This window comes from Pseudomonas sp. KH_050 (assembly GCF_057838875.1).
Genome location: NZ_CM174478.1, coordinates 5,043,260 through 5,060,752, shown reverse-complemented (window position 1 = coordinate 5,060,752; position 17,493 = coordinate 5,043,260). Strand labels below are relative to the sequence as shown.

The window sequence follows — 17,493 nt, the reverse complement described above, 5'->3', positions numbered from 1 at the left end:
TTAGCAGGAGACACAATGAGCACGCAACCTTTGACCCATGGAGTGGTTTCCCAGCGTCTGGCACAAACCCGCGAGCTGATGAGCCGGGAGAGCATTCATGCCCTACTGGTGCCGTCGGCCGATCCGCACCTTTCGGAATACCTGCCGGGTTATTGGCAGGGACGGCAATGGCTGTCGGGCTTTCACGGCTCGGTCGGCACGCTGATCGTGACCCCGGATTTCGCCGGTGTCTGGGCTGACAGCCGCTACTGGGAGCAGGCGACCAAGGAACTCAAGGGCAGCGGTATCGAGTTGGTAAAACTTCAACCCGGTCAACCAGGCCCGCTGGACTGGCTGGCCGAGCAAACTCCCGAAGGTGGCGTGGTTGCCGTCGATGGCGCGGTAATGGCGGTGGCTTCAGCGCGTACCCTGGGCAGCAAGCTCCAGGAACGTGGCGCTCGACTGCGTACCGATATCGATGTGTTGAACCAGGTCTGGCAAGACCGTCCAGCGCTGCCGGATCAACCGATCTACCAACACTTGCCGCCTCAGGCCACTGTCAGCCGTGGCGAGAAACTCGCCAAACTGCGCGAGAACCTGAAAGCCCGTGGCGCCGATTGGCACTTCATTGCGACCCTCGATGACATCGCCTGGCTGTTCAACCTGCGTGGCGCAGATGTGTCGTTCAACCCGGTGTTCGTTTCCTTCGCCCTGATCGGCCAGCAGCAGGCGACACTGTTTGTAGCGTTAAGCAAAGTCGATGCGCCATTGCGCGCGATCCTTGAACAGGATGGCGTGACCTTGCGCGATTACAGTGAAGTGGCCGCGGCACTGAGTGCGATACCTGACGGCTCGAGCCTGTTGGTCGATCCTGCACGGGTCACGGCAGGGCTGCTGGATAATCTGGGCAGTGGCGTCAAACTGCTGGAAGGGCTGAACCCGACCACCTTGGCCAAGTCGCAAAAAAGCCTCGACGATGCCGAACATATTCGTCAGGCCATGGAGCAGGACGGTGCGGCCTTGTGCGAGTTTTTCGCCTGGCTGGACAGCGCATTGGGTTGTGAGCGGATTACCGAGCTGACCATTGATGAGCACCTGACCGCGGCACGTACCCGTCGGCCGGGGTATGTCTCGTTGAGCTTCAATACCATCGCGGCGTTCAACGCCAACGGTGCAATGCCGCACTATCACGCCACCGAAGAAGAGCATGCGCTGATCGAAGGCGATGGCCTGTTGCTGATCGATTCCGGCGGTCAGTACCTGGGTGGCACCACCGACATTACCCGCATGGTCCCTGTCGGCACCCCGACCCAGGAGCAGAAGCGTGACTGCACGCGGGTACTCAAGGGCGTGATCGCGTTGTCCCGCGCACAGTTCCCGCGGGGCATCCTGTCGCCGCTGCTGGACTCGATCGCCCGTGCGCCGATCTGGGCCGAAGGCGTCGACTACGGTCACGGCACCGGGCATGGCGTCGGTTATTTCCTCAACGTCCATGAAGGTCCGCAGGTGATTGCCTATCAAGCAGCGGCCGCGCCACAAACGGCGATGCAGCCGGGGATGATCACCTCCATTGAACCGGGCACTTATCGTCCTGGCCGCTGGGGTGTGCGGATCGAGAACCTGGTGTTGAATCGCGAAGCCGGTAGCACCGAGTTCGGTGAATTCCTCAAGTTCGAAACCCTGACCCTGTGCCCGATCGACACCCGTTGCCTGGAGCCGGGGTTGCTGACTCAGGAGGAGAAAGAGTGGTTCAACGGTTATCACGCGCAGGTCCGTGAGCGATTGAGCCGGCTGCTTGAAGGCGCTGCTCTGGAGTGGCTGAACACCCGGACGGAGGCTATTTAAGTCGATTTCATCAAGAGGGCGGCGCAAGCGCAGGCACTTGAGCGAGGGCGCAGATCCTCGCTGTGTGGCTGGTTCTGTCAGTCAACTTCGGCGCCATCCGAATTTGAGCTAACGAATCCGCTACACAGGCCACTAACTCAAGGCTTCGAGGACAAAGTCCAGACGGTCCTGGCCGAAGAACAGCTGGTTATCGACAAACATGCTCGGCGCGCCGAATACACCGCGTTGCAAGGCCTGTTCGGTCTTGTCCTTGAGGGCCGCCTTGACTTCGTCATCGTTGGCCAGGGCCAGAACTTCGGTCGGGGCAAAGCCGTTTTCCGCCAGCACCGCAGCGATAGTTTCCGGGTCATTGAGGTTGCGCTTATCGACCCACAATGCGCGGAACAGACAGTCGATAAAGTCGAGGAAGCGTTGCGGGTGCCGCAGTTGCATGCCGGTGACCGCTCGCATCAGCAAAAGTGTGTTGATCGGAAAGTGCGGATTGAAATTGAGCGGGACCTGATAGCGTTTGGCGTAACGATCCAGGTCATGCAGCATGTAACGTCCCTTGGCCGGGATGGTGATGGGTGAGGCATTGCCGGTGGCTTTGAAGATTCCCCCCAGCAGCATCGGTTGATAGATAAGCCGGCAGTGGGTCTGGGCGCAGATCTTGGGTAGCTGTGTATAGGCCAGGTAAGTGCTCGGGCTGCCGAGGTCGAAGAAAAATTCCAGGGTTTTACTCATGATCGAGATTCTCTGATTATTGTTATAGGGGAGGGCTTACCAGCGTTCGCTCCATGGCCGCAGGTCCAACTCGAAGGTCCAGGCATCGCGTGGCTGGCTGTGCAGGTACCAGTAGTTCTCGGCGATGTGTTCCGGGTTGAGGATGCCGTCCTGATCCTTGAGCGCGTACTTTTCCGGGAAGCTGGTGCGGATAAAGTCGGTATCGATGGCACCGTCGACAACAATATGGGCGACGTGGATATTCATTGGCCCCAGCTCGCGCGCCATGCTTTGCGCCAACGCGCGGATCCCGTGCTTGGCCCCGGCAAACGCGGCGAAACCGGCAGCACCGCGCATCCCGGCGGTGGCACCGGTGAACAGGATGGTGCCGCGTTGGCGGGTGGCCATGCGTTTGGCGACTTCACGAGCGTTGAGGAAACCGGAGAAACAGGCCATTTCCCAGATCTTGAAATACTTGCGCGCGGTTTCTTCAAGAATGCTGCACGGCACGTTGGCGCCGATGTTGAAAACGAAGGCTTCGATCGGCCCGATCTGGCTTTCGATCTGTTCGACCAGCGCAATCACTTCCTCTTCGTTGCGAGCATCACACGCGAAGCCATGGGCCTGGCCGCCCGCAGCCTGAATGCTATCGAGCAAAGGTTGCAATTTGTCGGCGCTGCGTCGAGTGACGCAGGCGATAAATCCCTCCAGGGCAAAGCGCTTGGCTATTGCTCCACCTGTGGCATCGCCCGCTCCGACGACCAAAACGACTTTATTGTTATTGATAGCTGCAGTCATGGATATCGCCCTATTAGTAAACGATCGTTAACTAAACGAACGTTATGCTACGATTTGCAAAGCGTCAAGGCGATAGATCCTTGGGAGGTGTGATGCGTTATTCAACCAGCCACAAGCAGGAAACCCGTGAGCGATTGCTGGAAAGCAGCGCTGCATCGGCTAAACAAGCAGGTTTTGCCACGGTTGGCGTCGATGGCCTGATGAAAGCTATAGGGCTTAGCGGCGGGGCTTTTTATAGCCATTTTTCTTCAAAGGACGAGTTGTTCGGTTCGATCGTCGAGCGTGAGCTGCGTCAGAGCCTTGAACGGTTAAGCGGGGATGGCGAGCAGAGTCGGCAACGGCTGGAACGCTGTCTCAAGCATTATTTGAGCATGGCCCATGTAGAGCACCCCGAGACGGGTTGTGCGTTGCCGGCGTTGGGAGCGGAGATTGCTCGTGCCGACGTTGCTGTCCGGCAGCAGGCAGAGCAGTGGATCTGTCGATTGCAGGAAAGCTGGGCCCGCACCCTGGGCAGCGACAGTCTCGCGTGGGCGATTCTGTCGCAGTGCGTGGGTGCGCTGGTCGTGGCGCGGATGCTGGTCAATCCGGACCTTCAACGCAAGGTCCTGAAGTCGAGCTGCGACGAGATCGGCCACCAGATGGTGCGCCAGAGCGTTGAATGAGGAGGTTTCGGTTTATTTGCAAATGACGATCATGCTGCGGCTGGTATAGCCGGCGGGGTTGAGGCCAAACGGGTAATCGCCGGGATCTTCCACCGAGTCGCCGGATTTGGCGATCACTTTGTAGCCTTTGGCGCCGCACGAATGGGCAGCGCTGGCGTAGCACTTGTCCCAGGAAGAGGAGAGGCCCGAGCAGTTGATATGCAGCCCCTTCTTTCCGCGCTTTACCTCGGTTTTCGAAGTTGCAGCGCAGCCTGCAATGGCAAGTACGGCTAAAAGTATCAAAACTCGTTTCATTCCCTTCCTTAATAGCTGGCCTCGAGTCTGGCGCCCGAGTCTGGCTTTATCCGCTCATGCGTGTCGCGTTGGTGCAGTCCGTTCGAAAATACCCAGGACTTACACTGGGTTACGGCCTAAACATGGCCTAATTGAAAGACAAATACCAGAACTAGGTTACACCAAACTCACTCAGTGGCGAGCATGGGGCTGGAGGCGCGACGCATGGTCAGGGTGGCACCGACGGAGGCGAGGATGATGCAAGCGATGGCTAGCCATTGGGCCAGGAACAGGTGTTCATGAAGGAACAACAGGCCTGACAATGCACCGAAAGCGGGTTCGATACTCATCAATGTGCCAAAGGTTCTGGCTGGAATCCTGGTAAGGGCAACCATCTCGAGGGTGTAGGGCAGGGCGGTAGACAAAATCGCCACGCCAATGGCGATCGGGATCAGTGAAGGCGTCAGTAAAGCCGCACCAGCATGGACGATGCCCACTGGCGCGACGAACAACGCGGCAATCATCACCCCCAATGCGGCAGTTTGAATGCCGTTGTCAGCCCCGGCCTTTTGCCCGAACAGGATATACAGCGCCCAGCAGACCCCGGCACCTAGCGCGTAGCCAGCGCCGACGAGATCAATCCCGGAACGGGTATCGCCGGTGGGGATCAACAGCAGCAAGCCGATGACTGCCAGGCCGATCCAGAGGAAATCCATTGCCCGGCGGGAGGCATAGATAGCGACCGCCAGTGGGCCGGTGAACTCCAGGGCAACCGCAATCCCTAGCGGAACGGTGTTGAGTGACATATAGAAGAGCAGATTCATCCCGCCGAGCGCCATCCCGTAAACGACGACCGTGCGCAGGGTGCTGGCAGTGAACCTGGCACGCCAGGGGCGTAACAGGAGCAGCATGATGATGCTGGCAAAAATCAGCCGCAGGGTTGTTGTGCCTTGCGCTCCCACTACGGGGAACATGCTTTTTGCAAGGGACGCTCCGGACTGGATGGAAGCCATGGCGATAAGCAGCAGGCCGACCGGGATAAGAGTCGAGGCAAGGCTGCGGGGTTGGTCAGTCATTACGAGGCGTCATCCGCAATAGTAGGCAGGGAGGTGTGCAGTACACATGATGCTCAACTAATGCCAAATGAGCAATATAGTGCGCACACCGTTTGATGCACCTCTATATATAAGCAGGTTTTCAGGTTTTCGGCGGTTGTTGATAGAAAAACGTAATTAAGGGTTGACGGCAGATCCTGGAAGTCTATAATTCGCCCCACTTCCGGCGCAGTCGAAACGGAAAACTCCTTGGTAAACAAAGAGTTACGCGGTTTTCGGCAGCGAGTTGCTTCAGTTCATCGAAGCCCAGAAGGAGTTGCTAGAGTCGGTTTGTTTGGCCCTGGTAACGGTTCGATCCACTCGGTCGAAAGCGGTGTAAAACAGGTGTTGACAGCAGCGAGTAACGCTGTAGAATTCGCCTCCCGCCAACGAGTGATCGGAAGCGCCAAGTGGTTGAAGTTAAAAAGGAAACTTTGAAAACTTCTGAAAATAACCGCTTGACAGCAGCAGAGGAAAGCGTAAAATGCGCGCCTCGGTTGAGACGAAAGGTCTTAACCAACCGCTCTTTAACAACTGAATCAAGCAATTCGTGTGGGTGCTTGTGGAGTCAGACTGATAGTCAACAAGATTATCAGCATCACAAGTTACTCCGCGAGAAATCAAAGATGTAACCAACGATTGCTGAGCCAAGTTTAGGGTTTCTTAAAAACCCAAAGATGTTTGAACTGAAGAGTTTGATCATGGCTCAGATTGAACGCTGGCGGCAGGCCTAACACATGCAAGTCGAGCGGCAGCACGGGTACTTGTACCTGGTGGCGAGCGGCGGACGGGTGAGTAATGCCTAGGAATCTGCCTGGTAGTGGGGGATAACGTTCGGAAACGGACGCTAATACCGCATACGTCCTACGGGAGAAAGCAGGGGACCTTCGGGCCTTGCGCTATCAGATGAGCCTAGGTCGGATTAGCTAGTTGGTGAGGTAATGGCTCACCAAGGCGACGATCCGTAACTGGTCTGAGAGGATGATCAGTCACACTGGAACTGAGACACGGTCCAGACTCCTACGGGAGGCAGCAGTGGGGAATATTGGACAATGGGCGAAAGCCTGATCCAGCCATGCCGCGTGTGTGAAGAAGGTCTTCGGATTGTAAAGCACTTTAAGTTGGGAGGAAGGGCAGTTACCTAATACGTGATTGTCTTGACGTTACCGACAGAATAAGCACCGGCTAACTCTGTGCCAGCAGCCGCGGTAATACAGAGGGTGCAAGCGTTAATCGGAATTACTGGGCGTAAAGCGCGCGTAGGTGGTTTGTTAAGTTGGATGTGAAATCCCCGGGCTCAACCTGGGAACTGCATTCAAAACTGACAAGCTAGAGTATGGTAGAGGGTGGTGGAATTTCCTGTGTAGCGGTGAAATGCGTAGATATAGGAAGGAACACCAGTGGCGAAGGCGACCACCTGGACTGATACTGACACTGAGGTGCGAAAGCGTGGGGAGCAAACAGGATTAGATACCCTGGTAGTCCACGCCGTAAACGATGTCAACTAGCCGTTGGGAGCCTTGAGCTCTTAGTGGCGCAGCTAACGCATTAAGTTGACCGCCTGGGGAGTACGGCCGCAAGGTTAAAACTCAAATGAATTGACGGGGGCCCGCACAAGCGGTGGAGCATGTGGTTTAATTCGAAGCAACGCGAAGAACCTTACCAGGCCTTGACATCCAATGAATCTGCTAGAGATAGCGGAGTGCCTTCGGGAGCATTGAGACAGGTGCTGCATGGCTGTCGTCAGCTCGTGTCGTGAGATGTTGGGTTAAGTCCCGTAACGAGCGCAACCCTTGTCCTTAGTTACCAGCACGTTATGGTGGGCACTCTAAGGAGACTGCCGGTGACAAACCGGAGGAAGGTGGGGATGACGTCAAGTCATCATGGCCCTTACGGCCTGGGCTACACACGTGCTACAATGGTCGGTACAGAGGGTTGCCAAGCCGCGAGGTGGAGCTAATCCCAGAAAACCGATCGTAGTCCGGATCGCAGTCTGCAACTCGACTGCGTGAAGTCGGAATCGCTAGTAATCGCGAATCAGAATGTCGCGGTGAATACGTTCCCGGGCCTTGTACACACCGCCCGTCACACCATGGGAGTGGGTTGCACCAGAAGTAGCTAGTCTAACCTTCGGGAGGACGGTTACCACGGTGTGATTCATGACTGGGGTGAAGTCGTAACAAGGTAGCCGTAGGGGAACCTGCGGCTGGATCACCTCCTTAATCGACGACATCAGCTGCTCCATAAGTTCCCACACGAATTGCTTGATTCATTGAAGAAGACGATAGAAGCAGCTTTAAGCTCCAGGCTGATAGCTCACGCTAACAGTTACAAGCTCGAAATTGGGTCTGTAGCTCAGTTGGTTAGAGCGCACCCCTGATAAGGGTGAGGTCGGCAGTTCGAATCTGCCCAGACCCACCAATTTTGTGTGGGAAACGCCTGTAGAAATACGGGGCCATAGCTCAGCTGGGAGAGCGCCTGCCTTGCACGCAGGAGGTCAACGGTTCGATCCCGTTTGGCTCCACCACTAACTGCTTCTGAATTGTAAAGCTTAGAAATGAGCATTCCATCAAGCGATGGTGAATGTTGATTTCTGATCTTTTTGATTAGATCGTTCTTTAAAAATTTGGGTATGTGATAGAAAGATAGACTGAACGTTACTTTCACTGGTAACGGATCAGGCTAAGGTAAAATTTGTGAGTTGCTCTTTATGAGCAAGCATGCGAATTTTCGGCGAATGTCGTCTTCACAGTATAACCAGATTGCTTGGGGTTATATGGTCAAGTGAAGAAGCGCATACGGTGGATGCCTTGGCAGTCAGAGGCGATGAAAGACGTGGTAGCCTGCGAAAAGCTTCGGGGAGTCGGCAAACAGACTGTGATCCGGAGATGTCTGAATGGGGGAACCCACCTAACATAAGTTAGGTATCTTACGCTGAATACATAGGCGTAAGAAGCGAACCAGGGGAACTGAAACATCTAAGTACCCTGAGGAAAAGAAATCAACCGAGATTCCCTTAGTAGTGGCGAGCGAACGGGGACTAGCCCTTAAGTGGCTTTGAGATTAGCGGAACGCTCTGGAAAGTGCGGCCATAGTGGGTGATAGCCCTGTACGCGAAAATCTCTTGGTCATGAAATCGAGTAGGACGGGGCACGAGAAACCTTGTCTGAATATGGGGGGACCATCCTCCAAGGCTAAATACTACTGACTGACCGATAGTGAACTAGTACCGTGAGGGAAAGGCGAAAAGAACCCCGGAGAGGGGAGTGAAATAGATCCTGAAACCGTATGCGTACAAGCAGTGGGAGCCCACTTTGTTGGGTGACTGCGTACCTTTTGTATAATGGGTCAGCGACTTATTTTCAGTGGCGAGCTTAACCGAATAGGGGAGGCGTAGCGAAAGCGAGTCTTAATAGGGCGTCTAGTCGCTGGGAATAGACCCGAAACCGGGCGATCTATCCATGGGCAGGTTGAAGGTTGGGTAACACTAACTGGAGGACCGAACCGACTACCGTTGAAAAGTTAGCGGATGACCTGTGGATCGGAGTGAAAGGCTAATCAAGCTCGGAGATAGCTGGTTCTCCTCGAAAGCTATTTAGGTAGCGCCTCATGTATCACTGTAGGGGGTAGAGCACTGTTTCGGCTAGGGGGTCATCCCGACTTACCAAACCGATGCAAACTCCGAATACCTACAAGTGCCGAGCATGGGAGACACACGGCGGGTGCTAACGTCCGTCGTGAAAAGGGAAACAACCCAGACCGTCAGCTAAGGTCCCAAAGTTATGGTTAAGTGGGAAACGATGTGGGAAGGCTTAGACAGCTAGGAGGTTGGCTTAGAAGCAGCCACCCTTTAAAGAAAGCGTAATAGCTCACTAGTCGAGTCGGCCTGCGCGGAAGATGTAACGGGGCTCAAACCATACACCGAAGCTACGGGTATCACTTAGGTGATGCGGTAGAGGAGCGTTCTGTAAGCCTGTGAAGGTGAGTTGAGAAGCTTGCTGGAGGTATCAGAAGTGCGAATGCTGACATGAGTAACGATAATGGGTGTGAAAAACACCCACGCCGAAAGACCAAGGTTTCCTGCGCAACGTTAATCGACGCAGGGTTAGTCGGTCCCTAAGGCGAGGCTGAAAAGCGTAGTCGATGGAAAACAGGTTAATATTCCTGTACTTCTGGTTATTGCGATGGAGGGACGGAGAAGGCTAGGCCAGCTTGGCGTTGGTTGTCCAAGTTTAAGGTGGTAGGCTGAGATCTTAGGTAAATCCGGGATCTTAAGGCCGAGAGCTGATGACGAGCTAACTTTTAGTTAGCGAAGTGGTTGATGCCATGCTTCCAAGAAAAGCTTCTAAGCTTCAGGTAACCAGGAACCGTACCCCAAACCGACACAGGTGGTTGGGTAGAGAATACCAAGGCGCTTGAGAGAACTCGGGTGAAGGAACTAGGCAAAATGGCACCGTAACTTCGGGAGAAGGTGCGCCGGTGAGGGTGAAGGACTTGCTCCGTAAGCTCATGCCGGTCGAAGATACCAGGCCGCTGCGACTGTTTATTAAAAACACAGCACTCTGCAAACACGAAAGTGGACGTATAGGGTGTGACGCCTGCCCGGTGCCGGAAGGTTAATTGATGGGGTTAGCTAACGCGAAGCTCTTGATCGAAGCCCCGGTAAACGGCGGCCGTAACTATAACGGTCCTAAGGTAGCGAAATTCCTTGTCGGGTAAGTTCCGACCTGCACGAATGGCGTAACGATGGCGGCGCTGTCTCCACCCGAGACTCAGTGAAATTGAAATCGCTGTGAAGATGCAGTGTATCCGCGGCTAGACGGAAAGACCCCGTGAACCTTTACTATAGCTTTGCACTGGACTTTGAATTTGCTTGTGTAGGATAGGTGGGAGGCTTTGAAGCGTGGACGCCAGTCTGCGTGGAGCCAACCTTGAAATACCACCCTGGCAACTTTGAGGTTCTAACTCAGGTCCGTTATCCGGATCGAGGACAGTGTATGGTGGGTAGTTTGACTGGGGCGGTCTCCTCCTAAAGAGTAACGGAGGAGTACGAAGGTGCGCTCAGACCGGTCGGAAATCGGTCGTAGAGTATAAAGGCAAAAGCGCGCTTGACTGCGAGACAGACACGTCGAGCAGGTACGAAAGTAGGTCTTAGTGATCCGGTGGTTCTGTATGGAAGGGCCATCGCTCAACGGATAAAAGGTACTCCGGGGATAACAGGCTGATACCGCCCAAGAGTTCATATCGACGGCGGTGTTTGGCACCTCGATGTCGGCTCATCACATCCTGGGGCTGAAGCCGGTCCCAAGGGTATGGCTGTTCGCCATTTAAAGTGGTACGCGAGCTGGGTTTAGAACGTCGTGAGACAGTTCGGTCCCTATCTGCCGTGGACGTTTGAGATTTGAGAGGGGCTGCTCCTAGTACGAGAGGACCGGAGTGGACGAACCTCTGGTGTTCCGGTTGTCACGCCAGTGGCATTGCCGGGTAGCTATGTTCGGAATAGATAACCGCTGAAAGCATCTAAGCGGGAAACTAGCCTCAAGATGAGATCTCACTGGGACCTTGAGTCCCCTGAAGGGCCGTCGAAGACTACGACGTTGATAGGTTGGGTGTGTAAGCGCTGTGAGGCGTTGAGCTAACCAATACTAATTGCCCGTGAGGCTTGACCATATAACACCCAAGCAATTTGTTGATCCCTGAATTGGAAACAAAAAGGGGCGCCAGATTGCGGTGTGTGAAGACGCAACAGTCGAAAGTTTGCACCACTCACAAAAGCAGCACAAATCTATTACATACCCATTCGCTGGAGCGTGATCTCGCAAGAGAAGACGACCCGGCTACCGAATTTCTTGACGACCATAGAGCATTGGAACCACCTGATCCCATCCCGAACTCAGCAGTGAAACGATGCATCGCCGATGGTAGTGTGGGGTTTCCCCATGTGAGAGTAGGTCATCGTCAAGATTAAATTCCAAAACCCCTATCTGCATCTGCAGGTAGGGGTTTTGTTTTTGCGCGCGATTCGTAGGCGCTGCCGCCAGGCTGCGATAAGGCCGGAACGGCCTTCAAAATAGAGCAGGCATCAGAGATCTACAGTCGATGTCGGGCGGATCAACGAGAAAGAATCCAAGGTCCTGGACTCAGTGGAGTACCGCGGTACGCAGTCGATCGGCAAGACCGGTATCGAGCGTTTCTACGAATCCGAGTTGCACGGTCATGTCGGCTATGAAGAAGTCGAAACCAATGCCCTGGGGCGCGTGCTGCGGGTGCTCAAGCACACCGACCTGACGCCGGGCAAAAGCATCTCGACATCAAGCTCCAGGAAGCGACTGAGGAGGCCCTGGGTAATCGGCGGTCCGGTCCCGTGGTGCGACAGATCATGGACGCCTGGTTACTGGATCAGGACGGCCACCTGAAGCCGCACTATGCCGCGCCGGGCAAAGCGCCAGGCGATCCCCACGTCTGAGGCTGGCCACACAGGCCACTCGTCCTTCACAGCACCTGCTCCCGAATGCTGAGCATGTGCTGGAAGCTCTCCAGAAACACGCTCTCGGCCTGGCTCATTCGTTGCTCGCGATTCCATAGCAGCTGGATATCGAAATCCACCACCCCGTCTTCAGGCGGTAGACGCCAGAGCAGACCCTGCTCGACATCCCGGCGCACCAGATGAGTGGGTAAAGCCCCGATGCCGAATCCTGCGCAGATCAAGCGGTGAATTTCTTCGAAACTGGTAGAGGATGCGACGATCTTGCCGGTAAACCCTTGCTGGTCGCGAAACAGCGTCAGGGGTGAAAGATTGCCGCCCAGTTGATCGCTGGTGAAGGTGACGAAGTTCTCGGCGGCAAGCTGTTCCAGTGTCAGATTCTCCTGGCCGAACAGCCGATGGCGTTGCCCGCAAAAGTACGCATAACGCTCGCGAAACAGCACGCGTTGCTCCAGTCGTGGCTGTGCCAGCCGGCACAACCCTACGCCCACCGTGGCGGTTTTTTGCAGCAGCGAACTGATGATGTTCGAGCTGCCCATCACTTCGACTTCCAGCTCGACGTTCGGGTGGGTGACATGGAAGTCCGCCAGAAACTCATCGTAGTGCGACGACTGGACACCGCTGACGGTGAGCAGGCGAATTTTGCCCACCAGGTCGTCATGCCGACTCTCCACCACCGTCCCCAACCGCGAAATATCTCCATAAATATCCGCAGCAATGCGCAGCACTTCTTCCCCGGTTCCGGTCAGGTCGAAGCGTCGTCCGCTGCGCGCAATCAGCACGCAATCGAGTTGTTCTTCGAGACGTTTGAGCGCCTGGCTCACGGCCGACTGGGTGATGTGCAAACGCGCAGCGGCGCGGCTCATGCTGCCCTCCTGACCAATCACCAGGTAAGTGCGCAAGAGGTTCCAGTCGAGGCGATCATTGAGGAAACGGCGGCCGACCCAGGGGTTGTCGGTAGAGATCGGTGAGGGCATGATTTTTCCTGGTAGTAGCAGAGCTAATAGTAAAGATAAGAATATGAAAATTGACTAATCCTAGCCCGGCAGCGATAAAGACCACAAGCGCCATAGAGCGCAACCGTATTCAGCCTTCAGTACCTGCCCCAAAAATAAAGACACAGGGTCCTTGCATGCACATCACCCCTCAGCCGCGACGAGCGGCGGCGGCCGCCTTTATTGGCACCACCATTGAGTTCTACGATTTCTACATCTATGCGACGGCGGCGGCGTTGGTGCTCGGGCAAGTGTTTTTCCCCAGCAGCGACCCGGTGATGAGCACCCTGGCGGCGTTCGGCAGTTTTGCCGTCGGCTTCATTGCCCGCCCTATGGCCGGCATGGTGTTCGGTCATCTGGGTGATCGCCTGGGCCGCAAGAAAATGCTGCTGGTGACCATGGCACTGATGGGCCTGGCTACCACCGGTATCGGCCTGTTGCCCAGCTACGCCAGCGTCGGCATCTGGGCACCGATCGGTCTGATCGCGCTGCGACTGATCCAGGGCATTTCGGTCGGCGGCGAATGGGGCGGGGCGGTGCTGATGGCCAGCGAGCACGCACCGGCCAACCGCAAGACGTTCTACGCGTCCTTCGCTCAACTCGGCAGCCCGGCGGGTTTGCTGCTGGCATTGATCGCCTTTCGCCTAGTGACTTCCCTCGATCAGCAAGACTTCCTCACTTGGGGCTGGCGTCTGCCATTCCTCGCCAGCGGCGTGCTGATGATGGTCGGTTTGATGATCCGCTCCGGGGTCCACGAATCGCCGGAATTCGCCGCAGCCCGGGACAACAACAAGACCGCCAAATACCCGGTAATGGAAGTGATCCGCACCTGCTGGCGGCAGATTCTGTTTGCCGCCGCGGCAGTGACCATCGGTTCGGCCGGGTTCTTCTTCACCAACACCTTCATGATCACTTACGTCACCCAGTATCAAGGCATCGCCCGCTCGACGATTCTCGACTGTCTGTTTCTGGTGACCATCATCCAGCTGCTGTCCCAACCGCTTTCCGCGCTGCTGGCCGAGCGCATCGGCGAAGGCCGCTTTCTCAAGCTCGTCGCTTTGCTGTGCGTGGTCACACCGTATCCGATGTTCCTGCTGGTCGGCACGCAAAACATCCTGCTGATGATCATCGGCATCGCCCTGGCGGTGGTGATCCTCTCGGCGCTGTACGCGGTCATCGCCGGTTACATGACCCAAGCCTTCCCGGTGCACCTGCGCTACTCGGGCATTTCTATCGCCTACCAATTGAGCTGCGCCCTGGCCGGTGGCACCACGCCGCTGATCGGCACGCTGCTGGCAAGCAAGTTTTCCGGACAATGGTTACCGCTGGCGGTGTTCTTCTCGCTGCTGGCAACCCTGTCCCTGATCGGCGTTTGCGGTCTGGCCCGGTTGCGGGCCAGCCCGGTCGTCTCCCACGCTCCCAAAGAGGTGTACTCGTGAGCAAACCTGAACACATTGATCCGGTTGAATGGCAGGCCCGTTGCGATTTGGCGGCGCTGTACCGGATGGTCGCGCACTTTCGCATGACCGACCTGATCGATACCCACATTACCCTGCGCATTCCAGGGCCTGAACATCATTTCCTGATCAATCGCTACGGAGTCATTTTCGACCGGATGCGCGCCTCGGATCTGGTGCGCATCGACCAGCAGGGGCGGATCGTCGACCCGGCCTATGCCGACCATCGGGTCAACACGGCAGGGTTTGTCATTCACTCGGCGATTCACATGGCCCGCCCGGACTTGAATTGCGTGATCCATACCCATACCGCCGCTGGCATGGCGGTCGCCGCCCAGAAGCAAGGGTTGTTGCCGATCAGCCAGCATGCACTGAAGTTCTACGGCAAGCTGGCGTATCACACCTATGAAGGCATCGCCTTGTCGCTGGATGAGCGCGAGCGCTTGATTGCCGATCTGGGGCCGCACAGGGCGATGATTCTGCGTAATCACGGGCTGTTGGTCGGTGGTATCAGCGTGGCTCAAGCCTTCCAGGAAATTCATTTTCTGGAGCGTGCCTGCCAGGCGCAGGTCCAGGCGCTGTCCGGTGGTTCGGCGCTGCATTTCCCTTCCCCGGAAGTCTGCGTGCACACGGCCGAGCAGTTCGATCGGGATGAGTCCGACAACATCATCAATCTGGCCTGGGAGGCCGCCCTGACCCTGATTGAGTCCCAGCGCGAGTCTTACTGCTCATGAACACCGTCGTCCTGCTGTCACGCGACAGCCTCTTGCTCGAACAACTGCAAGGCGCTTTTGCCCGTTCTGCTCCGCAGGTAAAGGCGGTGCTGATGGATGATCCATTGGCGGCTCAGGCGCAGGTTGCGGCGTGCTGGTTTCCATTGCCAGGCAGCCTGGGCGCCTTGAGCCATCTTCAAGTCATTCACTCGGTGGCCGCCGGGGTCGATCATCTGGAACACGACCCTTCGTGTCCCGATTTGCCGGTGTGCCGAGTGGTCGATCCCGGCCATCGCCAGGGGATGACCGAGTACGTGCGTTGGGCAGTGATTCACTATCACCGCGGTTTCGATCAAGTCCTGCAACAGCAATCTGAACAGATCTGGCAACGTCCGCTGCAGCGTTCGGCCGGGCAGTTTCGGGTAGGGGTCATGGGCCTTGGCTCGCTGGGCAGTGCCATCGCCAGTGACCTGGCCGCCGCCGGTTATGCGGTGCGCGGTTGGGCCCGTGGTGCCAAGGACTTGCCGGGTGTGCAGACATTCGCCGGGGCTGAAGGTTTTGAACCCTTTCTCGAGGGTGTGGAGTTGTTGATCAACCTGCTGCCGTTGACCGCTGAAACTCGCGGGATTCTTGGTAGCAGTACTTTCGCCCGACTGGCCAGGGGCGCGGCGCTGGTCAACTGTGGTCGGGGCGCTCATCTGCGGGTCGACGATCTCGAGCAGGCGCTGGCCAGTGGTCAGTTGCGTGGCGCATTGCTTGATGTATTCGAACGTGAACCCTTACCCCTGGAACATAAGCTGTGGAACATGCCGGGCGTAACTATTACCCCGCATATGGCTTCGGCGGCGTCCCATGACTGTATTGCCGAACAGGTAGCGGAAAATGTTCGACGCTTGAATGCCGGTGAACCGTTGTTGAATACCGTGGATATGACGCTGGGTTATTGAATAGCACTGAACAACTTGGAAGTTATAGATAACACGTGCCTTGCGAACCGGCTCGCTATGACGAGTCGGTTATAAAAAAACAATCCTCGCCTTAAACGTTTTACTGCCAGTTAGAACAATTAAATAAGAGTTCGTGAGAACTCTCTGGAGACAGTTATGAGCGAAGTATCGTCTGTAGAAAAGTCAGTCGCACCACCAGAAGTTGAAATAAGCATGAAGAAAGTGGCAGTCGCCAGCGTGATCGGCACCACAGTGGAGTGGTATGACTTGTTTGTGTTCGCCACCGCTTCGGCCTTGGTGTTCAACAAAGTGTTTTTCCCGGATTTTGACCCGCTGATCGGCACCTTGCTGGCATTTGGTACGTTTGCGTCGGCCTATCTGGCGCGGATTGTCGGTGCGGCACTGTTCGGACATTACGGCGACCGTCTCGGGCGCAAATCGATGCTGTTGATTTCGCTGTTGACCATGGGCGCGGCGACCTTCGCCATTGGTCTGTTACCCAATTACGCGGCCATCGGCATCTGGGCGCCCATTCTCTTGCTGTTGCTGCGGGTGATTCAAGGCCTGGCGCTGGGCGGTGAGTGGGGTGGCGCGGTTTTGATGGCGGTGGAACATGCGCCGGCCAACAAACGCGGACTCTATGGTTCGTGGGTACAGATCGGGGTGCCGGCCGGGACCATGATCGCCAACCTGGCATTCCTGGTGATTGCCGCCTGGTTGTCGCCTGAAGACCTGTTGGCATGGGGCTGGCGGATTCCGTTCCTGGGCAGCGTGGTGTTGATTGCGGTAGGCCTGTATATCCGCCTGAACATTGCCGAAACCCCGGCCTTCAACAAGGTCAAGGAGGCTGAGGTTCAGGTCAAGATGCCGGTGGCCGAAGTCTTCCGCAAATACTGGAAGCAAGTGGTGCTGGGCGGTATTGCCACCATGTCGACTGGCGCTTCCTTCAATATCATCGTCGCTTTCGGTCTGACTTATGGCACGCAGAACCTCGGTTTCAGCCGCAGCGTGATGCTCGGCGTGGTGCTGCTGTCCTGTGCCTGGTGCATCGTCATGCTGCCGGTGTTCGGGGCGCTGTCGGATCGTTACGGACGCAAGCCGATCATCGTTGCCGGTATCGTCGCTGAAGCGCTGGTGGCGTTCCCGATGTTCTGGTTGATGGACACCAAGGAACTGTCGATGGTGATCTTCGGCTACCTGCTGTTGATGACCGCGTTCGCCGCCAACTACGGACCAATTGCAACCTTCCTCGCCGAGCTGTTCGGTACCCGGGTTCGTTATTCGGGGTTGTCTATCAGCTACATGCTGTCCGGTCTTCTGGGCAGCGCAGCGACGCCGATTGTCACCACCGCCTTGCTTGCGGCCACCGGTCAAGGTTCGTCCGTGGCCTGGTACATGATCGGCGCGTCGCTGATTTCGTTGGTGGCGCTGTTGCTGCTGACCGAAACCTTCAAGAGAGACATCAGCGAAATCCCGGTCACGGCCGATGGCCAGCCCGCCACCTCCCTGAAATCGGCTGCGGCCTGATCCCGTAGGAGTTCACA

At 56.3% G+C, this 17,493-nt stretch carries 11 protein-coding genes, 2 tRNA genes, 3 rRNA genes and 1 pseudogene; 12 read left to right on the top strand and 5 right to left on the bottom strand.

Annotated features, from left to right (window positions below; translation table 11 throughout):
* The first annotated feature begins 15 nt into the window (after nucleotides 1-15).
* Nucleotides 16-1,824 (top strand): aminopeptidase P family protein, encoded by a 1,809-nt coding sequence (locus AC3IUA_RS23040; RefSeq protein WP_489357179.1) that lies wholly within the window; start codon nucleotides 16-18, stop codon nucleotides 1,822-1,824.
* A gap of 132 nt (nucleotides 1,825-1,956) precedes the next feature.
* Here the strand turns inward: AC3IUA_RS23040 and AC3IUA_RS23035 are convergent, their stop codons facing one another.
* Nucleotides 1,957-2,547 (bottom strand): 2-hydroxychromene-2-carboxylate isomerase, encoded by a 591-nt coding sequence (locus AC3IUA_RS23035; protein ID WP_489357178.1) that lies wholly within the window; start codon nucleotides 2,545-2,547, stop codon nucleotides 1,957-1,959.
* Nucleotides 2,548-2,583: 36 nt separating this feature from the next.
* A complete protein-coding gene (locus AC3IUA_RS23030) occupies nucleotides 2,584-3,324 on the bottom strand; it encodes an SDR family oxidoreductase (RefSeq protein ID WP_489357177.1) in 741 nt (246 codons plus the stop codon).
* A 92-nt stretch (nucleotides 3,325-3,416) separates the two neighbouring features.
* Here AC3IUA_RS23030 and AC3IUA_RS23025 point away from each other — a divergent pair, with 92 nt between their 5' ends.
* On the top strand, nucleotides 3,417-3,986 hold the full coding sequence (locus tag AC3IUA_RS23025; RefSeq protein ID WP_489357176.1) for a TetR/AcrR family transcriptional regulator: 570 nt from the start codon (nucleotides 3,417-3,419) through the stop codon (nucleotides 3,984-3,986).
* Between the two features lie 12 nt (nucleotides 3,987-3,998).
* Here AC3IUA_RS23025 and AC3IUA_RS23020 read toward each other — a convergent pair whose 3' ends face one another.
* Nucleotides 3,999-4,280, bottom strand: a complete 282-nt coding sequence (locus AC3IUA_RS23020) for a hypothetical protein (protein ID WP_489357175.1) — start codon at nucleotides 4,278-4,280, stop codon at nucleotides 3,999-4,001.
* Between the two features lie 167 nt (nucleotides 4,281-4,447).
* The gene (gene rhtA, locus AC3IUA_RS23015) at nucleotides 4,448-5,335 is read right to left on the bottom strand and encodes a threonine/homoserine exporter RhtA (protein ID WP_489357174.1); all 888 of its coding nucleotides are present in this window, start codon (nucleotides 5,333-5,335) and stop codon (nucleotides 4,448-4,450) included.
* Nucleotides 5,336-6,036: 701 nt separating this feature from the next.
* On the opposite strand from rhtA, the gene AC3IUA_RS23010 reads away from it, so the two are divergent.
* The 6 genes and pseudogenes from AC3IUA_RS23010 to AC3IUA_RS22985 all read left to right on the top strand — a co-directional run.
* A 16S ribosomal RNA gene (locus tag AC3IUA_RS23010) occupies nucleotides 6,037-7,575 on the top strand.
* Nucleotides 7,576-7,697: 122 nt separating this feature from the next.
* Nucleotides 7,698-7,774 (top strand) — tRNA-Ile (locus tag AC3IUA_RS23005).
* A gap of 30 nt (nucleotides 7,775-7,804) precedes the next feature.
* Nucleotides 7,805-7,880: transfer RNA gene (locus tag AC3IUA_RS23000), tRNA-Ala, on the top strand.
* 251 nt (nucleotides 7,881-8,131) lie between these two features.
* A 23S ribosomal RNA gene (locus tag AC3IUA_RS22995) occupies nucleotides 8,132-11,023 on the top strand.
* Nucleotides 11,024-11,201: 178 nt separating this feature from the next.
* Nucleotides 11,202-11,317, top strand: a 5S ribosomal RNA gene (gene rrf / locus AC3IUA_RS22990).
* The 16S, 23S and 5S rRNA genes sit together here with 2 tRNA genes alongside, the layout of an rRNA operon.
* A gap of 137 nt (nucleotides 11,318-11,454) precedes the next feature.
* Nucleotides 11,455-11,720: pseudogene (locus AC3IUA_RS22985) on the top strand (penicillin-binding protein 2); the annotation flags it as partial.
* Nucleotides 11,721-11,845: 125 nt separating this feature from the next.
* Here the strand turns inward: AC3IUA_RS22985 and AC3IUA_RS22980 are convergent.
* Nucleotides 11,846-12,814 (bottom strand): LysR family transcriptional regulator, encoded by a 969-nt coding sequence (locus tag AC3IUA_RS22980; RefSeq protein ID WP_489357173.1) that lies wholly within the window; start codon nucleotides 12,812-12,814, stop codon nucleotides 11,846-11,848.
* Between the two features lie 155 nt (nucleotides 12,815-12,969).
* On the opposite strand from AC3IUA_RS22980, the gene AC3IUA_RS22975 reads away from it, so the two are divergent.
* The 4 genes from AC3IUA_RS22975 to AC3IUA_RS22960 all read left to right on the top strand — a co-directional run bounded on the left by AC3IUA_RS22975 (nucleotide 12,970) and on the right by AC3IUA_RS22960 (nucleotide 17,476).
* Nucleotides 12,970-14,271: an MFS transporter gene (locus tag AC3IUA_RS22975; RefSeq protein WP_489357172.1), complete on the top strand. Its 1,302-nt coding sequence runs from the start codon at nucleotides 12,970-12,972 to the stop codon at nucleotides 14,269-14,271.
* Nucleotides 14,268-15,023 carry a class II aldolase/adducin family protein gene (locus tag AC3IUA_RS22970; RefSeq protein WP_489357171.1) on the top strand — a complete coding sequence of 252 codons (756 nt, stop codon included), beginning with the start codon at nucleotides 14,268-14,270 and terminating at the stop codon, nucleotides 15,021-15,023. Before AC3IUA_RS22975 ends, AC3IUA_RS22970 begins: the two co-directional genes overlap by 4 nt.
* Nucleotides 15,020-15,949: a 2-hydroxyacid dehydrogenase gene (locus tag AC3IUA_RS22965; protein ID WP_489357170.1), complete on the top strand. Its 930-nt coding sequence runs from the start codon at nucleotides 15,020-15,022 to the stop codon at nucleotides 15,947-15,949. Before AC3IUA_RS22970 ends, AC3IUA_RS22965 begins: the two co-directional genes overlap by 4 nt.
* Nucleotides 15,950-16,105: 156 nt before the next feature.
* On the top strand, nucleotides 16,106-17,476 hold the full coding sequence (locus AC3IUA_RS22960; protein WP_489357169.1) for an MFS transporter: 1,371 nt from the start codon (nucleotides 16,106-16,108) through the stop codon (nucleotides 17,474-17,476).
* Nucleotides 17,477-17,493: the final 17 nt, after the last annotated feature.

Bases quoted from the DNA above. Each gene is read 5' to 3' on its own strand.
- AC3IUA_RS22975 (WP_489357172.1), top strand. From the start codon at position 12,970: ATGCACATCACCCCTCAGCCGCGACGAGCGGCGGCGGCCGCCTTTATT.
- AC3IUA_RS22980 (WP_489357173.1), bottom strand. From the start codon at position 12,814: ATGCCCTCACCGATCTCTACCGACAACCCCTGGGTCGGCCGCCGTTTC.
- AC3IUA_RS22960 (WP_489357169.1), top strand. From the start codon at position 16,106: ATGAGCGAAGTATCGTCTGTAGAAAAGTCAGTCGCACCACCAGAAGTT.
- AC3IUA_RS22965 (WP_489357170.1), top strand. From the start codon at position 15,020: ATGAACACCGTCGTCCTGCTGTCACGCGACAGCCTCTTGCTCGAACAA.
- AC3IUA_RS23040 (WP_489357179.1), top strand. From the start codon at position 16: ATGAGCACGCAACCTTTGACCCATGGAGTGGTTTCCCAGCGTCTGGCA.
- rhtA (WP_489357174.1), bottom strand. From the start codon at position 5,335: ATGACTGACCAACCCCGCAGCCTTGCCTCGACTCTTATCCCGGTCGGC.
- AC3IUA_RS23035 (WP_489357178.1), bottom strand. From the start codon at position 2,547: ATGAGTAAAACCCTGGAATTTTTCTTCGACCTCGGCAGCCCGAGCACT.
- AC3IUA_RS23025 (WP_489357176.1), top strand. From the start codon at position 3,417: ATGCGTTATTCAACCAGCCACAAGCAGGAAACCCGTGAGCGATTGCTG.
- AC3IUA_RS23020 (WP_489357175.1), bottom strand. From the start codon at position 4,280: ATGAAACGAGTTTTGATACTTTTAGCCGTACTTGCCATTGCAGGCTGC.
- AC3IUA_RS23030 (WP_489357177.1), bottom strand. From the start codon at position 3,324: ATGACTGCAGCTATCAATAACAATAAAGTCGTTTTGGTCGTCGGAGCG.